At 63.7% G+C, this 23,501-nt stretch carries 25 protein-coding genes and 1 tRNA gene; 15 read left to right on the top strand and 11 right to left on the bottom strand.

Annotated elements, in window-relative coordinates; translation table 11 throughout:
• Window positions 1-36: 36 nt before the first annotated feature.
• From WCZ84_RS06930 to WCZ84_RS06940, 3 genes are all read right to left on the bottom strand, one after another.
• Complete coding sequence (locus tag WCZ84_RS06930; protein WP_372685533.1) at window positions 37-1,257, bottom strand: CaiB/BaiF CoA transferase family protein; 1,221 nt, start codon at window positions 1,255-1,257, stop codon at window positions 37-39.
• Window positions 1,258-1,270: 13 nt separating this feature from the next.
• Complete coding sequence (locus WCZ84_RS06935) at window positions 1,271-2,431, bottom strand: acyl-CoA dehydrogenase family protein (RefSeq protein WP_372685534.1); 1,161 nt, start codon at window positions 2,429-2,431, stop codon at window positions 1,271-1,273.
• Between the two features lie 123 nt (window positions 2,432-2,554).
• On the bottom strand, window positions 2,555-3,478 hold the full coding sequence (locus WCZ84_RS06940) for a LysR family transcriptional regulator (protein WP_372685535.1): 924 nt from the start codon (window positions 3,476-3,478) through the stop codon (window positions 2,555-2,557).
• Window positions 3,479-3,587: 109 nt separating this feature from the next.
• Between WCZ84_RS06940 and WCZ84_RS06945 the strand changes: the two genes are divergently transcribed.
• The 4 genes from WCZ84_RS06945 to WCZ84_RS06960 are packed head-to-tail and all read left to right on the top strand — an operon-like array spanning window position 3,588 to window position 7,758.
• A complete protein-coding gene (locus WCZ84_RS06945; RefSeq protein ID WP_372685536.1) occupies window positions 3,588-4,937 on the top strand; it encodes an MmgE/PrpD family protein in 1,350 nt (449 codons plus the stop codon).
• Window positions 4,938-4,956: 19 nt separating this feature from the next.
• Complete coding sequence (locus tag WCZ84_RS06950) at window positions 4,957-6,453, top strand: fumarate hydratase (RefSeq protein ID WP_372685537.1); 1,497 nt, start codon at window positions 4,957-4,959, stop codon at window positions 6,451-6,453.
• 18 nt (window positions 6,454-6,471) lie between these two features.
• Window positions 6,472-7,290 carry a CoA ester lyase gene (locus WCZ84_RS06955; protein WP_372685538.1) on the top strand — a complete coding sequence of 273 codons (819 nt, stop codon included), beginning with the start codon at window positions 6,472-6,474 and terminating at the stop codon, window positions 7,288-7,290.
• A gap of 30 nt (window positions 7,291-7,320) precedes the next feature.
• Window positions 7,321-7,758, top strand: coding sequence for a nucleoside deaminase (locus WCZ84_RS06960; protein ID WP_372685539.1), 438 nt, complete (start codon window positions 7,321-7,323; stop codon window positions 7,756-7,758).
• Between the two features lie 9 nt (window positions 7,759-7,767).
• Here the strand turns inward: WCZ84_RS06960 and WCZ84_RS06965 are convergent, their stop codons facing one another.
• Window positions 7,768-8,631, bottom strand: a complete 864-nt coding sequence (locus WCZ84_RS06965; protein ID WP_372685540.1) for an MBL fold metallo-hydrolase — start codon at window positions 8,629-8,631, stop codon at window positions 7,768-7,770.
• Between the two features lie 125 nt (window positions 8,632-8,756).
• Between WCZ84_RS06965 and WCZ84_RS06970 the strand changes: the two genes are divergently transcribed.
• The 3 genes from WCZ84_RS06970 to WCZ84_RS06980 are packed head-to-tail and all read left to right on the top strand — an operon-like array spanning window position 8,757 to window position 9,908.
• Complete coding sequence (locus tag WCZ84_RS06970) at window positions 8,757-9,041, top strand: ArsR/SmtB family transcription factor (protein WP_372685541.1); 285 nt, start codon at window positions 8,757-8,759, stop codon at window positions 9,039-9,041.
• Window positions 9,042-9,043: 2 nt separating this feature from the next.
• Window positions 9,044-9,478 (top strand): YeeE/YedE family protein, encoded by a 435-nt coding sequence (locus WCZ84_RS06975; RefSeq protein WP_372685542.1) that lies wholly within the window; start codon window positions 9,044-9,046, stop codon window positions 9,476-9,478.
• 10 nt (window positions 9,479-9,488) lie between these two features.
• On the top strand, window positions 9,489-9,908 hold the full coding sequence (locus WCZ84_RS06980) for a DUF6691 family protein (protein ID WP_372685543.1): 420 nt from the start codon (window positions 9,489-9,491) through the stop codon (window positions 9,906-9,908).
• A gap of 82 nt (window positions 9,909-9,990) precedes the next feature.
• Here WCZ84_RS06980 and WCZ84_RS06985 read toward each other — a convergent pair whose 3' ends face one another.
• The 4 genes from WCZ84_RS06985 to WCZ84_RS07000 all read right to left on the bottom strand — a co-directional run bounded on the left by WCZ84_RS06985 (window position 9,991) and on the right by WCZ84_RS07000 (window position 13,970).
• A complete protein-coding gene (locus WCZ84_RS06985) occupies window positions 9,991-10,773 on the bottom strand; it encodes an SDR family oxidoreductase (protein ID WP_372685544.1) in 783 nt (260 codons plus the stop codon).
• Between the two features lie 11 nt (window positions 10,774-10,784).
• Entirely contained in the window at window positions 10,785-11,996 is a 1,212-nt protein-coding gene (locus WCZ84_RS06990; protein ID WP_372685545.1) for an ABC transporter substrate-binding protein, read from the bottom strand.
• 66 nt (window positions 11,997-12,062) lie between these two features.
• The gene (locus WCZ84_RS06995) at window positions 12,063-12,995 is read right to left on the bottom strand and encodes a 3-keto-5-aminohexanoate cleavage protein (RefSeq protein WP_372685546.1); all 933 of its coding nucleotides are present in this window, start codon (window positions 12,993-12,995) and stop codon (window positions 12,063-12,065) included.
• A gap of 6 nt (window positions 12,996-13,001) precedes the next feature.
• Complete coding sequence (locus tag WCZ84_RS07000) at window positions 13,002-13,970, bottom strand: 3-hydroxyacyl-CoA dehydrogenase NAD-binding domain-containing protein (protein WP_372685547.1); 969 nt, start codon at window positions 13,968-13,970, stop codon at window positions 13,002-13,004.
• A gap of 218 nt (window positions 13,971-14,188) precedes the next feature.
• Here WCZ84_RS07000 and WCZ84_RS07005 point away from each other — a divergent pair, with 218 nt between their 5' ends.
• The 4 genes from WCZ84_RS07005 to WCZ84_RS07020 are packed head-to-tail and all read left to right on the top strand — an operon-like array spanning window position 14,189 to window position 17,054.
• Entirely contained in the window at window positions 14,189-15,082 is an 894-nt protein-coding gene (locus WCZ84_RS07005) for a TrmB family transcriptional regulator (protein WP_372685548.1), read from the top strand.
• Window positions 15,079-15,732, top strand: coding sequence for a hypothetical protein (locus WCZ84_RS07010; RefSeq protein ID WP_372685549.1), 654 nt, complete (start codon window positions 15,079-15,081; stop codon window positions 15,730-15,732). Before WCZ84_RS07005 ends, WCZ84_RS07010 begins: the two co-directional genes overlap by 4 nt.
• Window positions 15,733-15,756: 24 nt before the next feature.
• Window positions 15,757-16,128, top strand: a complete 372-nt coding sequence (locus WCZ84_RS07015; RefSeq protein WP_372685550.1) for a copper resistance protein CopC — start codon at window positions 15,757-15,759, stop codon at window positions 16,126-16,128.
• Between the two features lie 32 nt (window positions 16,129-16,160).
• Complete coding sequence (locus WCZ84_RS07020; protein ID WP_372685551.1) at window positions 16,161-17,054, top strand: copper resistance D family protein; 894 nt, start codon at window positions 16,161-16,163, stop codon at window positions 17,052-17,054.
• Between the two features lie 473 nt (window positions 17,055-17,527).
• On the opposite strand, the gene WCZ84_RS07025 is transcribed toward WCZ84_RS07020, so the two are convergent.
• Window positions 17,528-18,097, bottom strand: coding sequence for a 5'-methylthioadenosine nucleosidase (locus WCZ84_RS07025; protein WP_372685552.1), 570 nt, complete (start codon window positions 18,095-18,097; stop codon window positions 17,528-17,530).
• 139 nt (window positions 18,098-18,236) lie between these two features.
• Here WCZ84_RS07025 and WCZ84_RS07030 point away from each other — a divergent pair, with 139 nt between their 5' ends.
• Window positions 18,237-19,952, top strand: a complete 1,716-nt coding sequence (locus tag WCZ84_RS07030; protein ID WP_372685553.1) for a sulfate adenylyltransferase — start codon at window positions 18,237-18,239, stop codon at window positions 19,950-19,952.
• On the opposite strand, the gene WCZ84_RS07035 is transcribed toward WCZ84_RS07030, so the two are convergent.
• Together WCZ84_RS07035 and WCZ84_RS07040 are read right to left on the bottom strand one after the other, a co-directional pair.
• Window positions 19,947-21,146 carry an MFS transporter gene (locus tag WCZ84_RS07035; protein WP_372685554.1) on the bottom strand — a complete coding sequence of 400 codons (1,200 nt, stop codon included), beginning with the start codon at window positions 21,144-21,146 and terminating at the stop codon, window positions 19,947-19,949. The two genes, WCZ84_RS07030 and WCZ84_RS07035, sit on opposite strands and share 6 nt — an antisense overlap.
• Before the next feature lie 6 nt (window positions 21,147-21,152).
• Window positions 21,153-21,872 carry an FAD-dependent oxidoreductase gene (locus WCZ84_RS07040; protein ID WP_372685555.1) on the bottom strand — a complete coding sequence of 240 codons (720 nt, stop codon included), beginning with the start codon at window positions 21,870-21,872 and terminating at the stop codon, window positions 21,153-21,155.
• Between the two features lie 97 nt (window positions 21,873-21,969).
• Between WCZ84_RS07040 and tpiA the strand changes: the two genes are divergently transcribed.
• From tpiA to WCZ84_RS07055, 3 genes are all read left to right on the top strand, one after another.
• Window positions 21,970-22,719, top strand: a complete 750-nt coding sequence (gene tpiA, locus WCZ84_RS07045) for a triose-phosphate isomerase (RefSeq protein ID WP_372685556.1) — start codon at window positions 21,970-21,972, stop codon at window positions 22,717-22,719.
• Window positions 22,720-22,754: 35 nt separating this feature from the next.
• Window positions 22,755-23,258, top strand: a complete 504-nt coding sequence (gene secG, locus WCZ84_RS07050; protein ID WP_372685557.1) for a preprotein translocase subunit SecG — start codon at window positions 22,755-22,757, stop codon at window positions 23,256-23,258.
• A 51-nt stretch (window positions 23,259-23,309) separates the two neighbouring features.
• Window positions 23,310-23,394 (top strand) — tRNA-Leu (locus WCZ84_RS07055).
• The last annotated feature ends 107 nt before the right edge of the window (window positions 23,395-23,501 follow it).

Genomic DNA, 23,501 nt, shown 5'->3' on the forward strand with positions numbered 1-23,501 from the left:
CCGTAATCATAAGAGTCGGGGCGCGAGCCGGGGCGCTCAGGGGCTGTCTGGACGGCGATCCTGGCCAGGCGCCAGCGGCGCGGGTTGCGAGCCGGGTTCCGAGCCGAGGTCTGGGCCAGGTTCCAGGCCGAGTTCGGCCAGGATGGCTTGGGTGTGCTCGCCCAGCGCGGGGATGGGATCCATCCGTGCGTCTGCCGCGTAACGGATGCCGGGTGGCAACAGGGCCGGCAGATCGCCCGCCGGGCTGGCCACGGTCGTCCATCGGTTGCGGGCCCGTAGTTGGGGATGGTGCCACACACCGTGCATGTCATTGACGTGCGCGTTGGCGATGTCGGCCGCGTCGAGGCGCTCGATGACCTGGTGGGCCGTCAGGGTGGCAAAAGCCTGCACGATGACGGCGCGCAGTTCGGTGCGTGCTGCTGAGCGCTTGAAATTGCTGTCGAAGCGCGGATCATCGGCCAAGGCGGGCTGCTGCAGGACCTGACCGCAGAATGCATGCCATTCGCGTTCATTCTGCAGGCCCAGCATCACCGTCTTGCCGTCGCCGGCGGGAAATGGGCCGTAGGGATAGATGGTGGAATGCGAGGCGCCACTGCGCGGGGGCGGGGGAGCGTCATCGTAGCTGTAGTACAGTGGATACGACATCCATTCGACCATGGATTCGAGCATCGAGATATCGATGTGCCGGCCGCGACCGGTTTTGCCGCGTTCGATCAGGGCGGCGAGGATGTTCGAGTAGGCGTACATGCCCGCCGCGATGTCGGCGATCGAGCAGCCGGCCTTGGCTGGCTCGTCCGGGGTCCCCGAGACCGACAGAAATCCGGCCTCGCTCTGAATGAGGAGATCGTAGGCCTTGCGGTCGCGGTAGGGGCCATCATTGCCATAGCCTGAAATATCGCACACGATCAGGCGTGGGAAGCGCTCGTGCAAGGCCTCGAAGGACAGCCCGAGGCGGGCTGCGGCACCGGGCGCCAGGTTTTGCACCAGGACGTCGGCTTTGTGCAGCAGGCGCTCGAGCACGGTGGCGGATTGCGCGGCCTTCAGGTCGAGCGCCAGGCTTTCCTTGGAGCGGTTGACCCAGACGAAGTGCGAGGACAGGCCATGGGTGCGCTGGTCATAGCCACGCGCGAAATCACCCACCCCGGGGCGCTCGATCTTGATGACGCGGGCGCCCTGGTCTGCCAGCTGGCGCGTGCAGAAGGGGGCCGCGATGGCATGCTCCAGGGTGACGACGGTGATGCCTTCGAGGGGACGCATGGTTGTACTCGTTTCAGAATGACCGGGGCATGCCCAGGACGTGCTGGGCCACGTAAGAAAGAATCAGATTGGTGGAAATCGGGGCGACCTGATAGAGGCGGGTTTCGCGAAACTTGCGTTCGATGTCGTATTCGCACGCAAAACCGAAACCGCCGTGCGTCTGCAGGCAGGCGTTGCCGGCTTCCCAGGACGCATCGGCCGCCAGCAGCTTGGCCATGTTGGCCTGCGCCCCGCAGTCTTGCCGGGCGTCGAAGCGGGCCGCTGCCTCGTAGCGCATGAGGCTGGCCGCTTCCACGTTGACCCAGGCCCGGGCGATGGGGAACTGAACGCCCTGGTTCTGGCCGATGGGCCGATCGAAGACAATGCGTTCGCTGGCGTATTTGCTGGCCCGATCGACGAACCAATAGCCATCGCCGATGCATTCGGCGGCGATCAGCGTGCGTTCGGCATTCAGCCCGTCGAGAATGTATTTGAACCCCTTGCCTTCTTCGCCGATCAGGTTTTCTTCGGGGATTTCGAGATTCTCGAAGAATAGTTCGTTGGTTTCATGGTTGACCATGTTCAGGATCGGGCGCACGGTCAGGCCCTGGCCGATGGCGGTGCGCAGGTCGACCATGAAGATCGACATGCCCTCGGATTTTTTGGTGACTTGCTCCAGGGGGGTGGTGCGCGCCAGCAGCACCATCAGGTCGGAATGCTGGATGCGCGAGATCCAGACCTTCTGCCCGTTGATGACGTAGCGGCCGTCTTTCTTGACGGCCGTGGTCTTGATGCGGGTGGTATCGGTGCCGGTCGTGGGCTCTGTGACGCCCATGGACTGCAGGCGCAGTTCACCGCTGGCGATCTTGGGCAGCCATTCTTGTTTCTGGCGCTCGGACCCGTGGCGCAGCACCGTGCCCATGTTGTACATCTGGCCGTGACAAGCCCCGGAATTGCCGCCCGAGCGGTTGATTTCTTCCATGATGACCGAGGCTTCGGTCAGCCCCAGCCCCGAGCCGCCGTATGCTTCGGGGATCAGGGCCGCCAGCCAGCCGGCATGGGTCAGGGCGTCGACAAATTCGGCGGGATAGCCTCGTTGCAGATCGATTTCGCGGAAATACGCATCGCCGAATTGTGCGCACAAGTCGCGGATGGCTTCACGGATGTCCTGGTATTTGTCAGCGTTTTGGTGCATGTTTTCCTCGGCCAAGCTACAGGGCAAAGTTTAAGGGTATGGCAATCTTCAAGATTGTTTAAGGGTGCGGCAATCCGGTAGTGGCGACAATCTGTATTTGGCAAACGTCGACTTTGATTGCAATTAAGAGGGTTGTGGGGGCAGCCGCGCGGCCGCGGCATCGGCAACCAGCAGGTCGACCAGCTCGCGTGCAAAGGCCGGCAGTTCAGTGGTTTCTTGAACGCAGATGTGCAATTTTCGCAGCGCCCAGGCGTCTTCCAGGGTCAGGATGGCAATGGGCATCGAGTCCGCGTAGCGCAAGGCGGCCGATTCCGGGATCACGCCGATACCGACCTGGGCTGCGATCAGGCGGCAGCACGTTTCGAAATTGCTGACCTCGACCCGCTTTTTGAGCAGGCGGCCCTGGTCTTCGGCTGCCTGCAGCAGGAAGGAATGGATGGCGCTGGCCTCGAACAGGCATATGAAATCGTAATCGAGCAGGCTGGCAAACGGGTGGCAGCTCTGCTGCGCCAATGCGTGGCGGGCGTGCGTGACCAGAACCAGACGATCGGTGCGGTAGGGCAGGAAGCGCACGCCGGCGCCGCCACTGGCCTGCGCCGTCAGGCCGATGTCGGCCACGCCTTCGGCCACGGCGCGCACCACTTCGTGGCTGAGCCGTTCGCGCAGTTCGATGTTGACGTCTGGATGGGCCACCAGATAGCGCTCCAGTGCGGCGGGCAGGAATTCATTCATCGCCGTGGTGTTGGCATAGACCCGCACCCGCCCCTTGATACCGCTGGCAAATTCGCGCATGTCGCCCCGCAGGTGCTCGATCTGGCGCAACACGACCCGGGCGTGTTTGACCAGGGCCTCGCCCGAAGGCGTCAGGCTGACCCCCTGGCTGGTGCGATACAGCAGCTGGGTGCCCAGATGGGCTTCCATGTTCTTGACCCGGTTACTGGCTGCCGGCAGAGACAGGTGGGTGCGTTCGGCCCCTTTGGTCAGGCTCCGGGCGCTGGCCACATGCACCATCAGTTGCATGTCCGTGAGGTCTATGTGTGTCGCCATACCGGCCTTTCTCCTTTGAAATGCTTGAAGCCGCCCCTAAGCAAACAAGAATAGGCAAATCGGGTCGGCCGATGCAGAATCCATACAAATCAGATTGACAGGAACAACCATGCAGGATCTCAGTGCGACCTTGTCCCGATTCGTGGCCGAACTACAGTATGGTGATATTCCCACCCCCGTGTTGCGGCGCATAGAAGATCTGCTGCTCGACGGCCTGGGCTCCATTTTAGCCGGAGCCGCCCAGAGGCCGGTGCAGTCCATGGCCCGCTATGCACGCATCATGGGTCCGGCCGACGGGCCCAGTGAAAGCCTGGTCGATCAGTCCGCTACCAGTCCGCTGTTCGCGGCCCTGGTCAATGCGGCGGCTGCCCATATGGTCGAGCAGGACGACGTGCACAATGGTTCGGTCTTTCATCCTGCGGCGGTGGTGTTCCCGCCCGCCCTCGCGACGGCTCAGGCCCTGGGGCGATCGGGGCGCGACGTCCTGGTGGCGGCCGTGGCCGGGTACGAAGCAGGCATCCGCATCGGCGAGTACCTGGGGCGCAGCCACTACCGGGTTTTCCATACCACCGGTACCGCGGGTACGCTCGCGGCCGCCGTGGCCACTGGCCGGCTGCTTCACCTCGATGCCCGCCAGATGCTCCACGCCCTCGGTTCAGCCGGCACCCAGGCGGCCGGCCTCTGGGAGTTCCTGCGCGACGGGGCGGATTCCAAGCAGCTGCATACCGCCAAGGCCGCCGCCAACGGCCTGATGGCCGCCTGGTTGGCGCACGATGGCTTCACCGGGGCAAGCCACATCCTCGAGGGGCGCCAGGGCATGGCGGCGGGCATGTCGCAGGATGCCGATCCGGCCCGGCTGGTCGATGGCCTGGGCAGCCGCTGGGCCGTGCTCGAGACCTCATTCAAATACCACGCCTCCTGCCGGCATACGCATCCGGCGGCGGATGCTTTGCTGCAGGTGGTCACTGAACACGATCTGTCCATCGATGACATCGAATCCGTGGTGGCCCACGTGCACCAGGGCGCCATCGACGTGCTGGGTCCGGTGGTCGCGCCAGTCACCGTGCACCAGTCCAAGTTCTCCATGTCGACCGTGCTGGGGCTGATCGCCAAGCATCGCCAGGCGGGGCTGGCCGATTTTGACAATGGCCTGAACGACCCGGACATCCGGGCGTTCGAGGCGCGCGTGCGCATGGAGCTCGATCCCGAAGTCGATGCCGCCTATCCTGCACGCTGGCTGGGGCGCGTCAGCGTGCGCACCCGCTCGGGCCAGGTATTCCAGGGGCGCGTCGACGTCCCCAAGGGGGATCCTGCCAATACCTTGTCGCGCCCCGAAATCGAAGACAAGGTGCGCCGCCTGGCGGCGGTGCAAAAGGCGGTGTCCGAAGCTCAGGTCGATCGCCTGATTGCCCAGGTCTGGGGGCTCGAAGACATCCCGACATTGGGCCGTTTGCTTTGAGCGGCACTTTGCGCGTACTGTGCGGGTAGGATCCAGAACACCGCCGCCCGACGACCAACCTGCCATGACCACGCTCATTGCCGAAGAACACCTGATTCAATCGATCCGCGATGCGATCGCGCAAATCCTCACCAATTCAAGATTATGCGCCGAAGGGCAGCGGCCAATCTGCCAGGATACCGGCATCGTGAACGTGTTCATGCGGGTGGGCATGGGGGTGCGTTTCGATACGGCCCGCAGCCTGCAGGCCCTTTGCGACGAAGGGGTGCGGCGCGGCTATCTGGATGCCGACAATCCCTTGAGAGCCTCGATGGTGGCCGACCCGCTGTTCGACCGCCGCAATACGGGCGACAACACGCCGTGCATGCTGCACGTCGAGCTGGTGCCCGGCCATACCGTAGAAATCGAGGTCGCGGCCAAGGGGGGCGGGTCCGAGAACAAGGCCCAGTTCGCCATGCTCAATCCCAATCAATCACTCGAAGAATGGGTGTTGAACACCGTGCCCGCCATGGGGGCCGGCTGGTGTCCGCCCGGCATGCTCGGCATTGGGGTCGGCGGGACGGCCGAAAAGGCGATGCTGATGGCCAAGCAGGTGCTGATGGAGCCCATCGACATGGCGCAATTGCGCGCGCGCGGGCCGCAGACGTCGCTCGAGGCACTGCGCATCGATCTGTACGACAAGGTCAATGCCCTGGGTATCGGGGCGCAGGGCCTGGGCGGCCTGAGCACCGTGCTGGACGTCAAGATCCGTACGTGCCCCACCCATGCCGCCTCCAAGCCGGTGGCGATGATCCCCAACTGTGCCGCCACCCGCCACGTGCATTTCGTGCTCGATGGTCAGGGTCCCGCCGCGCTTCATCCGCCCGCGCTGTCCGATTGGCCGGATATGCACTGGGCGCCCGACTTCAAAGCCGCCCGGCGGGTGGATCTGGGCCGCCTCAGCCGCGCCGAGGTGGCTTCCTGGAAGCCGGGCGAGCGCCTGCTGCTGACGGGTCGCATGCTCACGGGGCGCGATGCGGCCCATCAGCGTATTCAAGACATGCTGGCGCGGGGCGAAACCTTGCCGGTCGATTTCCGCGACCGGGTCATCTACTACGTCGGGCCGGTCAAGGCCGTGCGCGATGAGGCCGTTGGCCCGGCCGGCCCAACCACGGCCACGCGCATGGATGCCTACACGGACATGATGCTGGGTCAGGCGGGCCTGCTGGCGATGGTGGGCAAGGCCGAAAGGGGGGATCAGGCCACCGAGTCCATCCAGCGCCATCGGGCGGCCTACCTGGTGGCGGTCGGGGGGGCGGCCTACCTGGTATCGAAGGCCATTCGCAGCGCGCGCGTGGTCGCCTTCGAAGACCTGGGCATGGAGGCCATTCACGAGTTCGATGTCTGCGACATGCCAGTCACGGTGGCCGTCGACGCCCGGGGGGAATCCGTGCATCGCAGCGGGCCGCGCGAGTGGCAGCAACGTATCGCGGCGCGCACGCGGGTGCGCGCACGTTCCAGACGTCCCAGAAATTAGGGTGTAAAGGTAGGTTCTATGGGTTTCTCTTTAATGCGCAGTGCGCTGTTTGTGCCGGCGACGCGGCTGGATCGCGTGGCCAAGGCATGGGCCAGTGGCGCCGACGCGGTCATCGTCGATCTCGAAGACGCGGTTGCACCGGATGCCAAGGATACGGCGCGCCAACAGTTGGTGGGCTATCTGCAAGATGCGCCCCGGCCCGTCTGGGTGCGCATCAATGCCGGAGACACGGATGAGTTCGAAGCCGATCTCGCGGTCTGTCGGGCGCAGGCGGGCTTGGCGGGCCTGGTCTTGCCCAAGGCCGAGCACGACGCGGCGCTGAGCCGGGCCACCGCCACCGGGCTGCCCGTGATGGCGCTCGTTGAAACCCCTGCGGGCGTCGACGAGCTCAACGCGATTGCAGCCACGTCGGGCGTGCAGCGTCTGTGCTTCGGTATTCTGGATTTCATGGAGGCGCTGGGCACTCGGCCGCAGACGGCGGCGGCGCAGGCGGTCCTGCAGACACTGCGCTTCAAGGTGCTGCTGGCCAGCCGCAGGCAGGGTCTGGCTGATCCTTTGGATACGGTGTATCCTGACTTTTCAGACACGGTCGGCTTGCAGGCTTTTGCGCAAGATGCCCGTGACCTGGGCTTTGGCGGCATGCTGTGCATCCACCCCAGGCAGGTGCCCGTGGTGCATGCCGTTCATGCCGTGTCAGAGGCCGAACAGGCCTGGGCGCGGCGCGTGCTGGCGCACCACCAGCAAACCGGTTCGCTGGCTTTCCAGCTCGATGGCCAGATGGTAGACCAGCCCGTCATTTCGCGGGCCCGTCGCATTATTGCGCAGGCGGGGGCCTGAATCCTGTCCAGCGCGCAATCCGGAGAGTCTATGGATTCTTATATGCAGGCAGCCATCGATGAAGCCCGCCAGGGCCTGGCCGAAGGCGGGATCCCGATTGGTTCGGTCCTGGTGCACGATGGCCGCGTCATTGGCCGTGGGCATAATCGCCGCGTGCAACAGGGCAGTGCCATTTTGCACGGCGAGATGGACGCGCTTGAAAACGCCGGCCGCCTCGCGGCCCAGACCTATCGCGAATCGGTGCTCTATACCACGCTGTCGCCTTGTGCCATGTGCACCGGAGCGATTCTGCTGTATGGCATCCCGCGGGTGGTGATTGGCGAAAACCAGAGCTTCATGGGCGAAGAAACCTTGTTGCGCGAGCGTGGCGTGCAGGTCGAGGTGCTGCAGGATGCCGCATGCGTGGCCCTGATGCAGGCGTTCATCCGCGCCCACCCCGACCTCTGGAACGAAGACATCGGCGTCTGACCCGGCGCGCTACCCGATTGCCAGCTTGTTGAGCGGGATTTTCAGGTAATGGGTGCCGTTGTCTTCGGCGGGCGGCAGTTGCCCGGCACGGATATTCACCTGCAGGGACGGCAGGATCAGGCGCGGCGGCGCCAGCGTGGCATCGCGGGCTTCGCGCATGGCGACGAATTCGTCTTCGCTGATGCCATCATGGACGTGGATATTTTCGGCGCGCTGCTGGGCGACGGTACTGGCCCAAAGCGGGTCACGCCCCGCCGGCGGGTAGTCGTGGCAGTGCATCAGCAGGGTGTTCTCGGGCAGGGCCAACAGCTTGCGAATCGAGCGGTACAAGGATCGGGCACTGCCGCCGGGGAAATCTGTACGGGCGGTGCCGACGTCCGGCATGAACAAGGTGTCACCCACGAAGATCACGTCATCCACCTGAAAAGCCAGGTCGGCCAAGGTGTGGCCGGGCACCCACAGGATGTTCATCGACAACGTGCCGATCTGTATGGTCTCGCCTTCTTTCAGCAACTGATCGAACTGGCTGCCGTTGGGCAAAAATTCGCGGTCCAGGTTATAGAGCGTTTTGAAGATTTCCTGAACTTGCAGGATATGCTCGCCGATGGCAATACGCCCGCCCAGGCGGGATTTCAGGTAGGCCGCGGCTGACAGGTGGTCGGCGTGCGCGTGGGTCTCGAGCAGCCATTGAACGGTCAGCTTCTGCTCGGTGACGTAGTCGACGATCTGATCGGCCATGTGCGTGCTGGTACGGGCCGCGGCCGGATCGTAGTCCAGCACGGGATCGATGATGGCTGCATGCCGGCCATCGTGCAGCACATAACTGATCGTGCCGGTATCGGTGTCGAAGAATGCCTGTATGGTGCGTGTCATAGTGATGATTCCAGGGGGCAGTCAATTTGTTGATGAATAATATATCATTCTATATAATATTGGCAAATAGACAATTGTCCAAGCTTGAAATGACCCAAATACCCACTGTTCTTCCAGCGCAGCTCATGCGCCACGCGGCTGTCGACGTGGTCGAAAAGCTCAAGGTTCTGGCCAACCCCGATCGCCTGCTGATCCTGTGTCATCTGTCCCAAGGAGAGTGCTGCGTCAGCGAGCTCGAAGAGGTTCTCGATATCCGGCAGCCCACCCTGTCCCAGCAGTTGGCGGTCTTGCGCCACGATGACGTGGTCCAGACACGCCGCTGCGGCAAGTACATTTATTATCGTGTGGCCGATGAAGGCCTGCTGCAGGTACTGGCTTTGCTCTACACCTTGTACTGCCCCAAGGAATGACCATGAACATCGATTGGACTGTCTTTACACCCTGGTCCGCGCTCGGGGGCGGGGTTCTCATCGGCCTGGCGGCCGCTGTGTTTCTGCTGGTCAACGGCCGCATCGCGGGCATCAGTGGGGTGTTGGGCGGGTTGCTTCAGCCGCGCTCCGGCGACGTCGGCTGGCGTCTGGCCTTTCTCATCGGCCTGCTTGTCACACCGCTGCTTTTCATGCTTGCGGGGCGGCCGCAGGTCGTGCCCATCGAGTCGGGCTATGGCGCCCTGATATTGGCTGGCCTGCTGGTCGGCCTGGGTACGCGCCTGGGTTCAGGGTGTACCTCGGGGCACGGGGTCTGCGGCATCTCGCGCCTGTCTCCACGCTCTTTGGTGGCCACCGCCCTGTTCATGCTGGCCGGCTTTGCCACGACTTTCGTCGTTCGTCATCTTCTGGGTCTGTAAGGAATCTGCCATGCCTCTTTTTACCGCGCTGTTGGCCGGCGTCATCTTTGGTGTGGGCCTGGTCGTCTCCGGCATGATCTTTCCAGCCAAGGTTCTGGGTTTTCTGGATTTGGCGGGGCACTGGGATCCGTCGCTGGGGCTGGTCATGGTGGGCGCCATTGCCGCTGGCTCGATCGCCTTCGCCATTGCACGCAAGCGCCCGCGCAGCGCCCTCGGTTTTGAAATCAAACTGCCCACCAACCGGCAGATCGATGCACGCCTGGTCGTCGGCAGCCTGTTGTTTGGCGTGGGTTGGGGCATCGCGGGCCTGTGCCCCGGGCCAGCCCTGGTCGACCTGGGGACGGGGCAGCTCAAGCCTGCGGTGTTCTTCGTTGCCCTGCTGCTGGGCATGGGGCTGTTCGAATGGCTGAACAGGCGTCTTCGGGCCTGATCCCGGATGGGTTGTGCTGCCCGTTGCCCATTCTGGCGGCATGCCGCCAGAATGGGCAGGGTGGGCCCGGGGGGCCAGGCGGTCAGGTGAGCGCCTGGGTATGGCCGTCGACGGCCAGGGCCTGGCCGCTGATGTTGATTGCGGCATCGCTGGCCACGAACAAGGCCATGTTGGCTATATCGCTTGCCGTGACCATGCGCCCCAAAGAGGCCAGGTTGGTGTAGGTACGGGTCATGTCGTCGACCGGTACGCCCAGGGTCTCGGCCTTGGCCTTGATCACCGCGCGGATGCGATCCCCATCGACCGCACCGGGCAGGATGGCATTGGCCCGGATGCCAAACTTGCCCAGTTCGATGGCCAGCGTCTTGGTGAAGCCCACAACAGCCCATTTCGAGGCCGAATAGGGCGCCCGGCCGGCAAAGCCCAGATGGCCGGCCGCTGACGACAGGTTGATGATGACCCCGGCCTTGGAGGCCTTGAGCAGGGGGACCGCCTGACGTACGCACAGAAACTGCCCGGTGATGTTGACCGCGAGCGTGCGATCCCAGTCTTTTTTGCTGAGGGTTTCCACAAAGCCGGTGGGGCCTGCGATGCCTGCATTGTTGATGAGGACGTCCAGCCCGCCCATTTGCGTTGCGACCTGCTCGAACAGGCGTGCGACGCTGGCTTCGTCGGATACGTCGGCGACCATGGTCCAGGCCCCGGGGATCTCGGCGTGGGCCTTTTCGAGGGCTTTTTCGTCGACATCGCAAATGAAGACCTGGGCCCCCGTGGAAGAGAACAACCGGGCCATTTCAAGGCCCAGGCCGCTCGCGCCGGCGGTGATCAGTACCTTGCGCCCCTGCATGCATGTCTTGTCGAACATCGAGGACTCCTTTATTTCTTGACCAGGGCACAGGTGGATGAGGACTCGGGGCCAAACACCGATTCGGCCGAGAGGCTGCGGACTGTTTTGTAGTAGTCCCAGGGGCCGGTGGATTCGGCCGGCGTCTTGACCTGCACCAGCATCATGTCGTGCATCATCAGGCCATCGGGCCGGATGGTACCGTCCTTGACGAACATGTCGTTGATCTTGTGCGATTTCAGGTACTGCATGATGGTGTCGCCATCATCTGTGCCGGTGGCCTTGACGGCTTCGAGGTAGGTGCGTGCCGCCGAGTAGTCAGCCGCCTGGATCCAGGTGGGCGCGCGGCCGTTTTTGTCGATGAAGCGCTGCGACCATGCCTTGGCCTCGTCGTTCTGGTTCCAGTACCAGGGCGCGGTGAGGTAGAGGCCTGCCGCGTTTTCGAGCCCAAGCGAGTTGATGTCGGTGACGAACATCAGCAGGCCGGCGAGCTTCATGGTGTCGGTAACGCCGAATTCTTTGGCGGTCTTGATGGAATTGATGGTGTCGCCGCCCGCATTGGCGAGCCCCAGGACCTCGGCCCCGGATTGCTGGGCCTGCAGCAGGTACGAGGAGAAGTCTGACGTGGACAGCGGTGCGCGCACCTGGCCGAGCACCTTGCCGCCGGCTTCTTTGACCACTTTCGCGGTGTTCTGTTCGAGAGAGTGGCCAAACGCGTAATCGGCCGTCAGGAAATACCAGGTCTTGCCGCCTTGCTCGACCACGGCCATGCCCGTGCCGCGCGCCAGGGCCTCGGTGTTGTAGGCATAGTGCACCGTATAGGGGGTGCATTGTTCATTGGTGAGCTGCGTGGCACCCGGGCCCACGGCAATGAACGGCTTTTTCTTCTCGGCGGCCACGGCGGCCATCGCCAGGCCGGTGGCCGAGTTGGTCCCGCCGATCAGCATGTCCATGTTCTGCTGGTCGAACCACTCGCGCGCGCGCGTGGAAGCCACGTCGGCCTTCATCTGGTGATCGGCGACGAGCAGTTCGACCTTGGTGCCGTTGATTTCGCCACCGATGTCATCGATGGCCATCTGGATCACGTCGGCCCCCGCCTTGCCATCGACGTCGGCATATACGCTGGACAGGTCTGTGATGAAGCCAACGCGGATGACGTCATCGGAAAAGCCGGCGGCCTGTGTGGGGCCGGCAAAGCCCAGGCCAAGAGTGGCCAGGGCCAGCGCTAGGGTGCGAATTTTCATGAGTTCCTCGTAGGAAAAACGGCTCGCGGGCCGGGATGGATCGGGTAGACGGGGTGATGCACGGTATCAGAAGGCCACGTTGTCCTTGCCTTTGGTCTGCAGCATTTCGCGGGCTTCGTCGGGGGTGGCGATCTCGAGCGAAAGTTCTTCGAGGATGCGCCGGATTTTTGCGACCTGGTCGGCATTCGAGGGCGCCAGCTGGCCCTTGGACAGGTACAGGCTGTCTTCCAGGCCGACGCGTACGTTGCCCCCAAGAATGGCGCTGAGGGTTACGAAGGGCATTTGATGGCGGCCCGCCGCCAGTACCGACAGGTAGTAGTCATTGCCCAGGAGCTTGTCGGCGATCGTGCGCATGTGCAGCAGGTTTTCGTGGTGCGCCCCGATGCCGCCGGAAATACCGAAAATGCATTGCAGGAAGAAGGGCGGCTTGATGAGGCCGCGGTCGGCAAAGTGGGCGACGTTGTACAGGTGGCCGACGTCGTAGCATTCGAATTCGAACCGGGTGCCCTGCGCGGACAGTTCGGCGACACCGCGCTCGATCTGCGAGAAAGTGTTCGACAGGATCAGGTCTTTGGTCATTTCGAGATAGGGCTTTTCCCAGTCGAACTTGAACTGGCCGATCTTGGCCGCGGCGCCCGAAATGTTGAAATTGAACGAGCCCATGTTCATGGACGCGATTTCGGGTTGCGCTGCTTTGGCGGGGGCCAGACGCTCGTCGAGCGTCATGCCCAGGCCGCCACCGGTGGTGATGTTGATGATGGCGTCTGTCTGGCTCTTGATGACGGGCAGAAATTGCGCAAACAGCTTGGGATCCTGGCGCGGCTGCCCGGTTTCTGGATCGCGGGCATGCAAGTGCACCATGGCGGCCCCCGCCTGTGCCGCCGCCACTGCGTCACGCGCGATTTCCTCGGGGGTGATGGGCAGATAGGGCGACATGGTGGGCGTATGGATGGAGCCCGTGACGGCACAGGTAATGATGACTTTCTTGGCTTGTTTCATGTGTGATTACTCCGTATGGCGGCGCTTGGCTTCAAGGACCCGCAGCAACATCTCGTCGCGTTCGTGGGCCAGGGCCTCTATGGTACGCCCGTCGCTCTCCTGGGTCAGCCCCTCGAGCAATATTGCACGGGTGGCGTCGTCGAGCGGGGCTTCGCCCAGATCATCCCACCAGCTTTTTATGGGCCCGGAGAAGTGGTCGAGAAACCGCGCCATGCCCCCTTGCCCGCCCCCCAGGTTGAAGGTCATGTGAGGCCCGAAAACGGCCCAGCGCAAGCCCGGGCCTTCGGTGATGGCGGTATCGATGTCTTCGACCGAGGCGACCCCCTGGGCGGCCAGGTAGACGGCCTCGCGCCAGAGGGCGGCCTGCAGGCGGTTGGCCACGTGCCCGCTGATTTCTTTGTGGATGCGAATGGGCCGTTTGCCGGTCTGGCGATAAAACGCCATGGTGCGTTCGATGGTGTCGTTGGACGTTTGCCGGCCGCCGATCACCTCGACCAGTGGGATCAGGTGGGGCGGGTTGAACGGATGGCCGACCACGCAGCGTTCGGGGTGCGCGCACTGGCTCTGCAGGCGGGTCATGTGCAGCCCGGAGGTGCTGGAGGCCAGGATGGTGTGCTCTGGGGCAGCGGCATCCATGCGCTTGTACAGGTCGATTTTGAATGCCTCGCGCTCGGGGGCGTTTTCCTGGACGAAATCGGCCTGGGCCACCGCCTGTTCGAGATCGGCTTCGAACTGCAGCGCGCCCCAGGGGATGTCGGGCGCTGCGGTGCCCAGCGTCACCAGCGCCGGCCAGGCTTGCGTAATGAGGGTCCTGGCGATGGATTCGGCGTCGGGCCCGGGGTCATGCAGGGTGACTTTCAGGCCATGCGCCAGGAACAGGGCGGCCCAGCTGGCGCCTATGGTGCCGGCCCCAATGACGCTGATTCGGGTGATGGCAGGCGCGTTGGATTGGGGGGTTGTAGAGGAAGAAGACAAAAGGGGACTCCTGCAACGGGCAGGCGAGATCCACGTAGATGTCGATCTCGCCCTGGATGGAATGAATGTCGGTGGCGCGTAGGCTCCGTAGAAAAATTATACGGATCGTATCCGGTGGCCGGTGTTAGTCAAAACCCTGATATGTCGCAAATATTGACTTCCATCAGATTGGGTTTATATTAGTAGCTATACGAGCAACTACTTATATCATCAGTTGGATGGATACGACACTCACCTTGCAGCAGCTGGGGTTCACCGAGTACGAAGCCCGGGCTTATGCGGCACTGGTGGCCGGCGGCGAAATGAACGGCTATGAACTGGCCAAGAAAACCGGCATCCCGCGCGCAAACATTTATGCCGTGGCGGCCCGCCTGGTCGAACGCGGCGCGGTATTGCCCGCCGAGCACGCCGGGGGGCGCCGTTATGTCGCTCTCGCGCCCGAGCCGCTATTGCGCAGCCTGCAGGCTCAGCACCAGCGGGCCCTGCAGGCTGCGCGCCAGGCGTTCGAGCGTCGCGGCAGCGGTGCAGAGTCTGTCGCCGTGCTCAACCTGCAAGGCCAGGAATTCCTGGCCCACGCGCGCCAGCTGATCGATGCCTGTCAGCACCGGCTGCTGCTCGCCCTGCACCCAGAGGCAGCCGCGTTCCTGGCCGATGCCTTGCGCATGGCAGACGAACGCGGCGTGCACATGGCCACGCTGTGCCTGGCCGCATGCGATGCGGCGTGTGGCGCTTGCCAGGGGGTGGTCTATCGGCGGGCGGTCGCCACCGAAACCGGGTCCGATCGGCTGATTCTGGTGGCGGATGACGAAACGGCCGTGATCGGCCAGGTGCATGGGGTTGGCGGCCAGGCGCGCGCCAGCCACGGATTGACCACGCGCCAGCCCGCCGTCGTGCAGCTGGCGGCCGATTTCATTCGCCAGCAGCTGCTGCTGGCGACTCTCAGCCAGGCCCTCGGGTCACGGATCGACACCTTGATGTCAGAGCCGGACGTGCAGGCTTTGGCTGCGTTGTACCCCGACGGGGGGTTGCCCGCCAATCTGTCGGGTCTCAGCGCCCCGGCGTCCAGGGTGGATGACGGCACTGCGGCCTTTTCTGAAGGAGCATCATCATGAAGATCCCATCAACCATGGCACGCGGCAGCTGGGTGCTGGCCGCGTCATTGGGCCTTGCCCTCGGCGGCACCCTGGCCACCGTCAACACGCATGCGGCGCCACAGTCCACCATCACGACCCACACCATGAATTGGTTCGGCGGCCCCGCCTACATGGGCGAGCCGGCACTCGAAGTCACCGCCGCCCTGGTCGAGGCCGGTGGTGGCGCGGACAACTTTTCCTTTGCCAACGCGCTGGTCGCCATGTTGGGCGAAGATACGGTCAACGCCGAGGTCGCCAAGCTCAACAAGCAGTATGGCGCGGATCAGGTCAAGCAATTCATCAATGGGATGACGTTCGCCGTGAACGATGGCCTGAAGCGGGCCACCGAGGCGGGCGTGACGCTGCCGCCGGCACCCGCTGATCTAAAAGGCCAGAAATTGGCGCTGGTTTTGGTGCAGGCTGGCACAACGGATGACGGCACCTGGTGGTCGGGCTTCTTATTCGATAAGGCCTTGTCACATGGCTTGCACAATCAGGTCATGGCCGACATCGAAGTGCAGGCGGGGCATGGCGCCGATGAGCTTACCCACCGCATCCTGAACCAGGCCATGTACGACGTGGCGCAGGCGCTTGGCCAGAAAGACGTTAAACTGGCCTCATTGCATTAAGCCTCAATCAAGGATTTGGTATCAATGTCGTACACTTACAGCACACGGGTACGCAAAGTGTTTTTGGCCGGGGCGCTGGCCCTGGCCGGCATGGGTCAAGCGTGGGCGCACGCGCACGTCGTCTCACAGACACCGGCCGCAGGCGCTGCAGTGCCCAGCCCGGCCGAAACCTGCGTCGAATTCGACAGCCCGCTCGAGGCCGCCTTCAGTACGCTGCAGGTCCACGACGCCCAGGGTACCCAGGTAGATTCCACTCAGGCAGTGCTTCGCAATGATGGCCACGTGCTCTGCGCCAGCCTGCCCGAGCTGCAGCCCGGCGACTACGAAGGGCGCTGGGTGGCGGTGGCCAGTGATGGCCATCGCATGCAGGGCACCTATTCTTTCAGCGTGCGCTGATCCTGCGCGGGGTGCCGGGCCTGGTCGACCTAGTGCAACCGTTGTTGGCAGCCGGGCAGGATATCCTGCTTGCCGGCCTGGTGGGTTGCACGCTCATGGCCGGCGCCACCGCGGCCCTTCAGGGAAAGCGCCTGCTTCGCCTGCAACGGCGGTTCTTGTGGGGCCTGCTGTGGCTTCAGCTGGCATTTCTGTTCAATGGCGCTTACCGGATGGCCGAACCGACCGGGTGGTGGCCGTGGCTGGACGCGGTTCGGCTGACTGTCCTGCACACGATGTTCGGCACCACGGTCACCCTGTCGGCTCTGTGGTCGGTCTCGTGGCTGGTGGCTGGTTGGATGATGGCAGGGCGCCGCCGCAGTGTGCCGCCGGCTGATGCGTCTGCGGGCCGGTCGCCCGGTCATGGGGTCGCGGTCTTCTTTCTTCTGCTGCTGTCGTACACCCGGGCCGCCACAGGGCATGCCGCGGATCACGGCCTGTTCAGCCTGGCCGCCGGGGTTCATGCGGTACACATTCTTGCGGCCGGCGCCTGGGCGGGACCCGTCTGGGTGTCGCGTCTATTGCATCCAGGCTGGGGGGATCTGACGCCGTCCGAGGCCAGTGCCCAGGCGCACCGTCTTTCGCGGGCGGCCACCGTGGCCGTTCCTTTGTTGATCCTGACCGGGCTGCTCGATGGTTGGCGCACCCTGGGCCCGGCGGCCCATTGGGGTAGCACGGCCTATGCGTGGATCCTGTTGGTCAAGGTCGGGCTCATGGTTCTGGCCATTGCGTTGGGCCTGCGCAACCGCTGGTTCTGGATGCCGCGCCTGGCCGCCGGCGATAGCGTGGCCGGACACGGCTTCGTCCGGATACTCGCGATCGAGGCGTTCGTGCTGCTGGGGGTGATGACGTTGGCCGGGCTATTGGGCCAGAGCATGCTGCCGGCATGAGTTCGGCGTGGGTCCGATGCGGTCGGGCCTGGCGTACGGGGGTGGCTGACCAGGCAGATACTTACGCTAAAATAGGGGCCGGCCATAGCATCCAGTTGCGTGGCCAACCAGCTGGGAGCCAGGTGGGTACCAGCAGAAACGGTCAGATTTAATGCATTGCCCGAGTGGTGGAATAGGTAGACACAAGGGACTTGAACAATTTGAGCCTTCGGGGGGAAACGCCCGATGTGAAGCCCGTCAAATTCGGCGAACGCCCTGGATATTTCGATATCCGAGCCAACGCCGAGCCAAGCCCGGTTTTTAAACCGGGAAGGTGTAGAGAGCAGACGGTGGGCACCTACGGTCGCAAGACTATGGTGAAGGCGTGCTCCAGACTACAAACAGCCTATGTGCTGGCGGCGAAAGCCGTAGTGGTAAGAAAATCCCTCGATCTTTGATCGTACCGGTTCGATTCCGGTCTCGGGCACCAACTGTCAGCGGCCCATCAGCAGCTCGTCCAGCCGGGCCATAAACAGGGCCTGCCCCAAGTGCACACGCGCGGTCCAGTCCGTTTCCGACTGGCCGTCCGTGTTGTCCGTGATGAACTTGAATGCGCGCCAGCGCAGGTGCTTGCGATGGCAGACGGCCGCCAGCGCGAACAGCTCCATGTCGACGAGATCCACGCCCTGCTCGAGCAGCCAGGGGTCGGTGGTCTGCAGGAAACTGTCGCCGGTGGCGCAACGCAGCCCGGCCGAGCCGGAACGGAACAGGGGGGGCGTGTCATCGAATGGCGTGACGCCGCGGGGGCACAGGGGCTCGGTGTTCATGTCCCGCTGGATGACTTCGGCGACCTCCACCAGGCCGCTGGCCCGGCCCGCCAGCGTACCGGCCGTGCCGTAATTGATCAGGCAATCGGGTTGATGGCGCTCGATGGCGTCCATCAGCGCCAGGGCGGCGTTCAATTTGCCCACGCCGGTATAGACGACCGGGATGTCGTGGGCCAGGGCCGTATGCTCGAATTCTTGCGGTAACGCGACGGCGACGAGCCATTTTTGTGTGTCCATGCAGGCCTCGCGGCGGAAATGAAGGGGACAGTGGGGTGCTCGATCGAGTGCCAGTGTACCGAATCTTCCGGGTGGGCCGATCTGCTACCATTCGGGCATCCTTCGCCTCGGCATTGCCAAAAGAAACCAGGAGACAACGATGCATGATCCGATCGAGTTGCCATTTGAAAATTATCCACAGAAACCCCACGGCGGGCACCTGGTCGACCAGGTGGTGCCGCCCGACCGGCGCGCCGCGGAAATCGAACGGGCGCGCAGCCTTCCGGCCATCATGGTCGACTTGCAGGCCGTCATCACCATCGAGATGATTTGCACGGGTGTGCTGTCCCCCAACAAAGGTTTCATGAATCGCGCCGATTATCTGTCCAGCCTCGAGAACGGGCGGCTGGCAGATGGCACCATTTGGCCGGTCCCCCTGAGCTTTGCCCCGATTGGGCGGCGCAACACCGAGGTCATCAGAAAACTGTCGGTGGGCGACCACGTGGCGCTGGTCGACCACCAGGGCGAGCCCGTGGCCCGGCTCGAGGTCAACGACCTGTTCGACTACGACCGTGAACACCGGGCAAAGCATTTGTTCGGCACCACGGATCGAAGCCACCCGGGTGTGGCGTCTATTTTCGACCGCATGGGCGACCTGTCCATCGGCGGCGACCTGTTCCTGCTCAATCGGGTCGATTGGGGGCCTTTCGAGGCCCTGCGGCGCGAACCCCGGGACATCTGGCGCCTGTTCTACGAAGAGCGTCAATTCAGGTCGGTGGCTGGGTTCATCACGGGCGCCAACCCCTTGCATCGCGGGCATGAGTACATTCATCGCAATGCGCTCGAAGAAGTGGATGGCGTTTTTTTGCAGCCGCTGGTCGAGATGGCCAAGCGCGAGTTCGTGCGTCCCGAGTATCGGGTGCGGGCCTACCGCAACGTGCTAAACGCGTATTACCCCAAAGAGCGGGCCATTCTCTCGCCGCTGCGCGTCACTTACATTTTTGCGGGCCCGCGCGAGGCGGTTCTGCACGCCCTGATCATGAAAAACTACGGCTGCACGCACGCGCTCATCGGGCGCGATCATGCGGGCATCGGCAGCTTTTATGACAAATACGCGGGACACAGTATTTTCGATGAATACGATCCGCAGGAACTCGGGATTTCGGTGCGGCTGTTCCACGAGGTGTTCTATTGCATGCGCTGCGCAAGCCATGCCACCGAACGCACGTGCCCGCACGACGAACGCCATCATCTCAACATCTCGGGTACGGCGATTCGGGAAATGCTGCGCTTTGGCATTATTCCGCCCAAAGAAGTGGTGCGGCCCGAGTCGGCGCTTCCAGCCATGCAGGGGGTGCAGCCCAAGGGGGTGGACGAACGAAACGTCGGCACCATGCATGTGGGCGGGGTCATCCGGAAAATGTATCCGTACTACATGAAATACACGTCTCTCGGGGGGCAGGCCCGGGCCACGCCCCTAAAGGAAGAAGACCTGGACGTGGCCGATCTCGAGATCGCCACGCGCGACGTCCGTGATCACGCCTCGCGCCTCTATGGCGATATTTACCGTGAATACAGTGCGTTGCTCGATGGCAACCGGAACGTGCAGCCCAGTTGGATTGAAGAGGCCCGTGGGGCTTTGGCCGGATATCAGCAAGACCTGATCGGTGATCTCGAGGGCAAGCTGGCCCAGGCACCGGAAAAGGCGTCGGACGGGTTCATGTACCAAGACCGGGCCGAGGTCGGGCGCGAGCTGGATGCGGCACGCGGGCTCCTGGATGACGTGCCCCCGACGGTCAGCGATCACCGTCTGCAGGCGCGGACCTGGAACAACATGCCCTATCGGCGCTACCGGGGCGCCGACGACGACTCATGAACGCACCTGCACCACGGGTTCGCCGCGCGGCAGCCAGCGCCAGAACATCCAGGCGGCCAGGTAGCCGATGGTGCTGATGGCGACGATGCCCCAGGCCAGCGAGGCCAGCGCCGTGATCCCGGAAAGCAGCAGGGGGCCGGTGCCCCCGCCCAGGTCGGCGATGGTGCGCCAGGCGCCCAGAAAATGGGTGCGGCCCTGGGTGGGCGAGGCATCCGCGCCGATGGTCATGACAATGCCCGAACCGATGCCGTTGCCCAGGCCCAAGACCACGCTCAGCAGCAGCAGGCTGGCGAATCCGGTGGTCAGCGGCATGAGCGTCAGGCTGCCGGCCATGATCAATATAGAGGGCAGTGCGATCCACAGCCGGCCCCGTTTGTCCATGACCATCCCGGCGGGATAGAACAGCAGCATGTCCACGCCACCCATCAGGCCGTAGATCAGGGCCGTGCTGGTGGCGTCCAGGCCGATCTGGTCGGCCCACAGCGGGATCACGATCTGGCGGCAGGCCCGCAGGGCCGAGACCAGGCTGCACGCGATCCCCAGCGTCAGCAGGACATGCGCGTGCAGGCCCAGCAGCTCGCGCATCGATGGGCGCCGGCCAGTGGCCCGTTTCTGCTGGCTGCTGGGCAAGTCCGGCACCAGCAGCGACAGCAGGCCGGCGGCCAGAATGGCCACCGTCGCCACCCAATAGGCCCCGCGCAGGCCGAGCAGCTGGATGAACAGCGCCGCGATGAACGGCCCGGCGAACATTCCGATCCGCCTGATACCGCCCAAGGTCGACATGGCGCGTGCGCGCAGCGGCAGGGGCACCGCTTCGATCAGCCATGTCTGTCGGGCCAGCAGGAATACGGCGCTGGCCATGCCGACCATCAGCACGCCGAGCGCCAGTACGACCGGTTCGACAGCCAATAGGCACAATGCCAGGCCCACCAGGCTGAAAGCGGCGGCGCCGACCATGGCCCGGCGCTCGCCGAAACGGGTGGTCAGGGCAGCGGCGGGGATGTTGGCGACCAGTGCCCCGAGACCGAGCAGGGCGACGATAAAACCCGCCCAGGCGGTCGAGGCGCCCACGTCGCGGGCACTGAGCGCCACCACAGGAAATATCGCCCCTTCGCCGATGCCAAACAGCAACGAGGGCCCGAATGCGGCGACAGCAATCTTTCGCAGGCTGAAATCCTGGGGGTCCTCGCTCACGGGGTATCAATAACCATCAAATTCTTCAGTGCGGATATTGTCCTCGTCTACGTGCAATTCGTCCATCAGGATGGCGCGCATGGCCCGCACCATGCCGGCAGGCCCTGACAGGTAGAAGAGGGTGTCCGGGATGCGGGTCACGTGGCGGCGAATCATGGCCGCGTCGATCACGCCACTTTCGGCGCCGTCCACCTGCTGGCCAGGGTCCGTGTAGACGGGTACGAACGTGAAGTGTGTGTTGTGTTGCGAGTAGGCGCGCAGGTCTTGGGTGAAGGCCGCAAGATCCGGCGTCTTGTTGGCATAAAGCAGGGTGATCGCCTGTGCGGATTGATCGTGGCTGGCTTGCGCAATCATGCTGCGTACCGGCGTGATGCCGATGCCGCCGATCAGGAAGGCCACGGGTGTGTCGGTTTGCTTCGGCAGCGTGAAGCTGCCAAAGCAGGCGTCGATTTTGACTTCTGTGCCATCGGGTAGGTTCCGTATGGCGTTTTTGAACGCCGTATCGCGCATCCGGGTGGCGGCCGCCAGATTGGGTTCAAAAGGTGCACTGGCAAATGAGAATCCATGGACATAGCTGCTTTTGGGGGCATTTGCCACGGGTTCGAGCAGAATGTCGAAAAACTGCCCGGCGCGGTATTTGAAGCCTTCGGGCTTGCTCAGCAGAAATTCGAAGGTGCCTTCGGCGACCTGTTTTTTCCCGGCGAGTGTGACGGTATAAATGGCCATGTCTTTCCTCCTGAAATAAGTAACAGGGTCTGGGTTCATGATACGCCTCAAAAACGCTACAATGCAGGGTTCACGATTTTCTCATGGTGGTATTGGCATGGCGACGCGGCGGCCCTTGGTCATGGGCAACTGGAAAATGCATGGCAGCCTGGCCGGCAACGCAGCGCTGCTGGCCGGCATTCGGCAGGGGGCGGCCAGCTTGCGTGGTCAGCCCGAGCTGGCAGTCTGCGTGCCTTATGTCTATCTGGCGCAAGTCCAGGCGGTCTTGGCCGATTCAGCCGTGGGCTGGGGGGCGCAAGATCTCAGCGTCCACGATCACGGCGCCTATACTGGCGAAGTCTCCGCCGCCATGCTGGCAGAGTTCGGCTGCCGGTGGGTGCTGTGCGGGCATTCCGAGCGGCGGGCGCTGCATGGCGAAAGCAGTGCCCTGGTTGCGGCCAAGGCAGCGGGCGCGCTCGCAGCCGGGCTTACGCCGGTGGTCTGCGTGGGCGAAACCCTGGCGGATCGCGAAGCCGGTGACACCGAATGCGTCATCGGCGACCAGCTCGATCCCGTTCTGGCCCTGGGGGCCGATGCGCTATCCCGCCTGGTCATTGCCTACGAGCCGGTCTGGGCCATCGGTACCGGGCGCAGCGCGACGCCCGAGCAGGCCCAAGAAGTGCATGCGCTGATCCGTGCCAGCCTGGGCCGGCATGGGGCGGCCGACACACGTATCTTGTATGGTGGCAGCGTGAAGCCCGACAATGCCGCAGCCCTGTTCGCGCAGAGCGACATCGACGGGGCCCTGGTCGGTGGCGCCTCGTTGCAGGCCGACAGTTTCCTTGGCATTGCGGCGGCCGTGTCCTGATCCGGGCACCCACCTATTCGGCGGAGTATTCATTCATGCATTTGTTTTCCACGATACTGCAAACCCTGCAGGTTCTGTCTTCACTGCTGGTCATCGGGCTGGTTCTGCTGCAGCAGGGCAAGGGCGCCGACATGGGGGCCGCATTCGGCAGTGGTTCGGCCGGCAGCGTGTTCGGGGCGGCCGGCGCAGCCAATTTCCTGTCGCGTGCCACCAAATGGGCAGCCATCATCTTTTTCGTTACAACAGGCGGCCTGGCCTGGATCGCGCACCATCCATCAGGCTCGCCATTGGATTCCGGCATCATGCAGGGCTTCACCTCGTCGGCGCCGGCCGATACGGTGCCTGCGGGTGCCGCTGTTCCTGATCTCGGGGCGTCGGTCCCTGCAGTGCCCGAAGCCGCCGGTACCCAAGGTGGCGCATCGGCCGGCGGGGATGCCAGTGTACCGTCGCTGGGGGCGGCGCCAGCTGGCGCCTCCACAGAGGCTTCGGTACCCGTGGTGCCGGCGCCAGACGGCGCGGCTCAGCCCGCTGAAAACTGATCGGATCAGTGCTACAATCGCTGTCTTTCGTGCGGCACAACACTGCAGCACGCCGTCGTGGTGGAATTGGTAGACACGCTATCTTGAGGGGGTAGTGGCGAAAGCTGTGCGAGTTCGACTCTCGCCGACGGCACCATAGCTTTGAAAGGATTGGATCGTATACACTCTAATCCTTTCAATATCAGCGGCTTGGGCCGGGGCTTTGAAATAATTGGACTGCCTTGCATCCAATGATTTCCACGA

The sequence above is a fragment of the Castellaniella sp. genome (assembly GCF_041675725.1).
Taxonomy (GTDB): Bacteria; Pseudomonadota; Gammaproteobacteria; order Burkholderiales; family Burkholderiaceae_B; genus Castellaniella.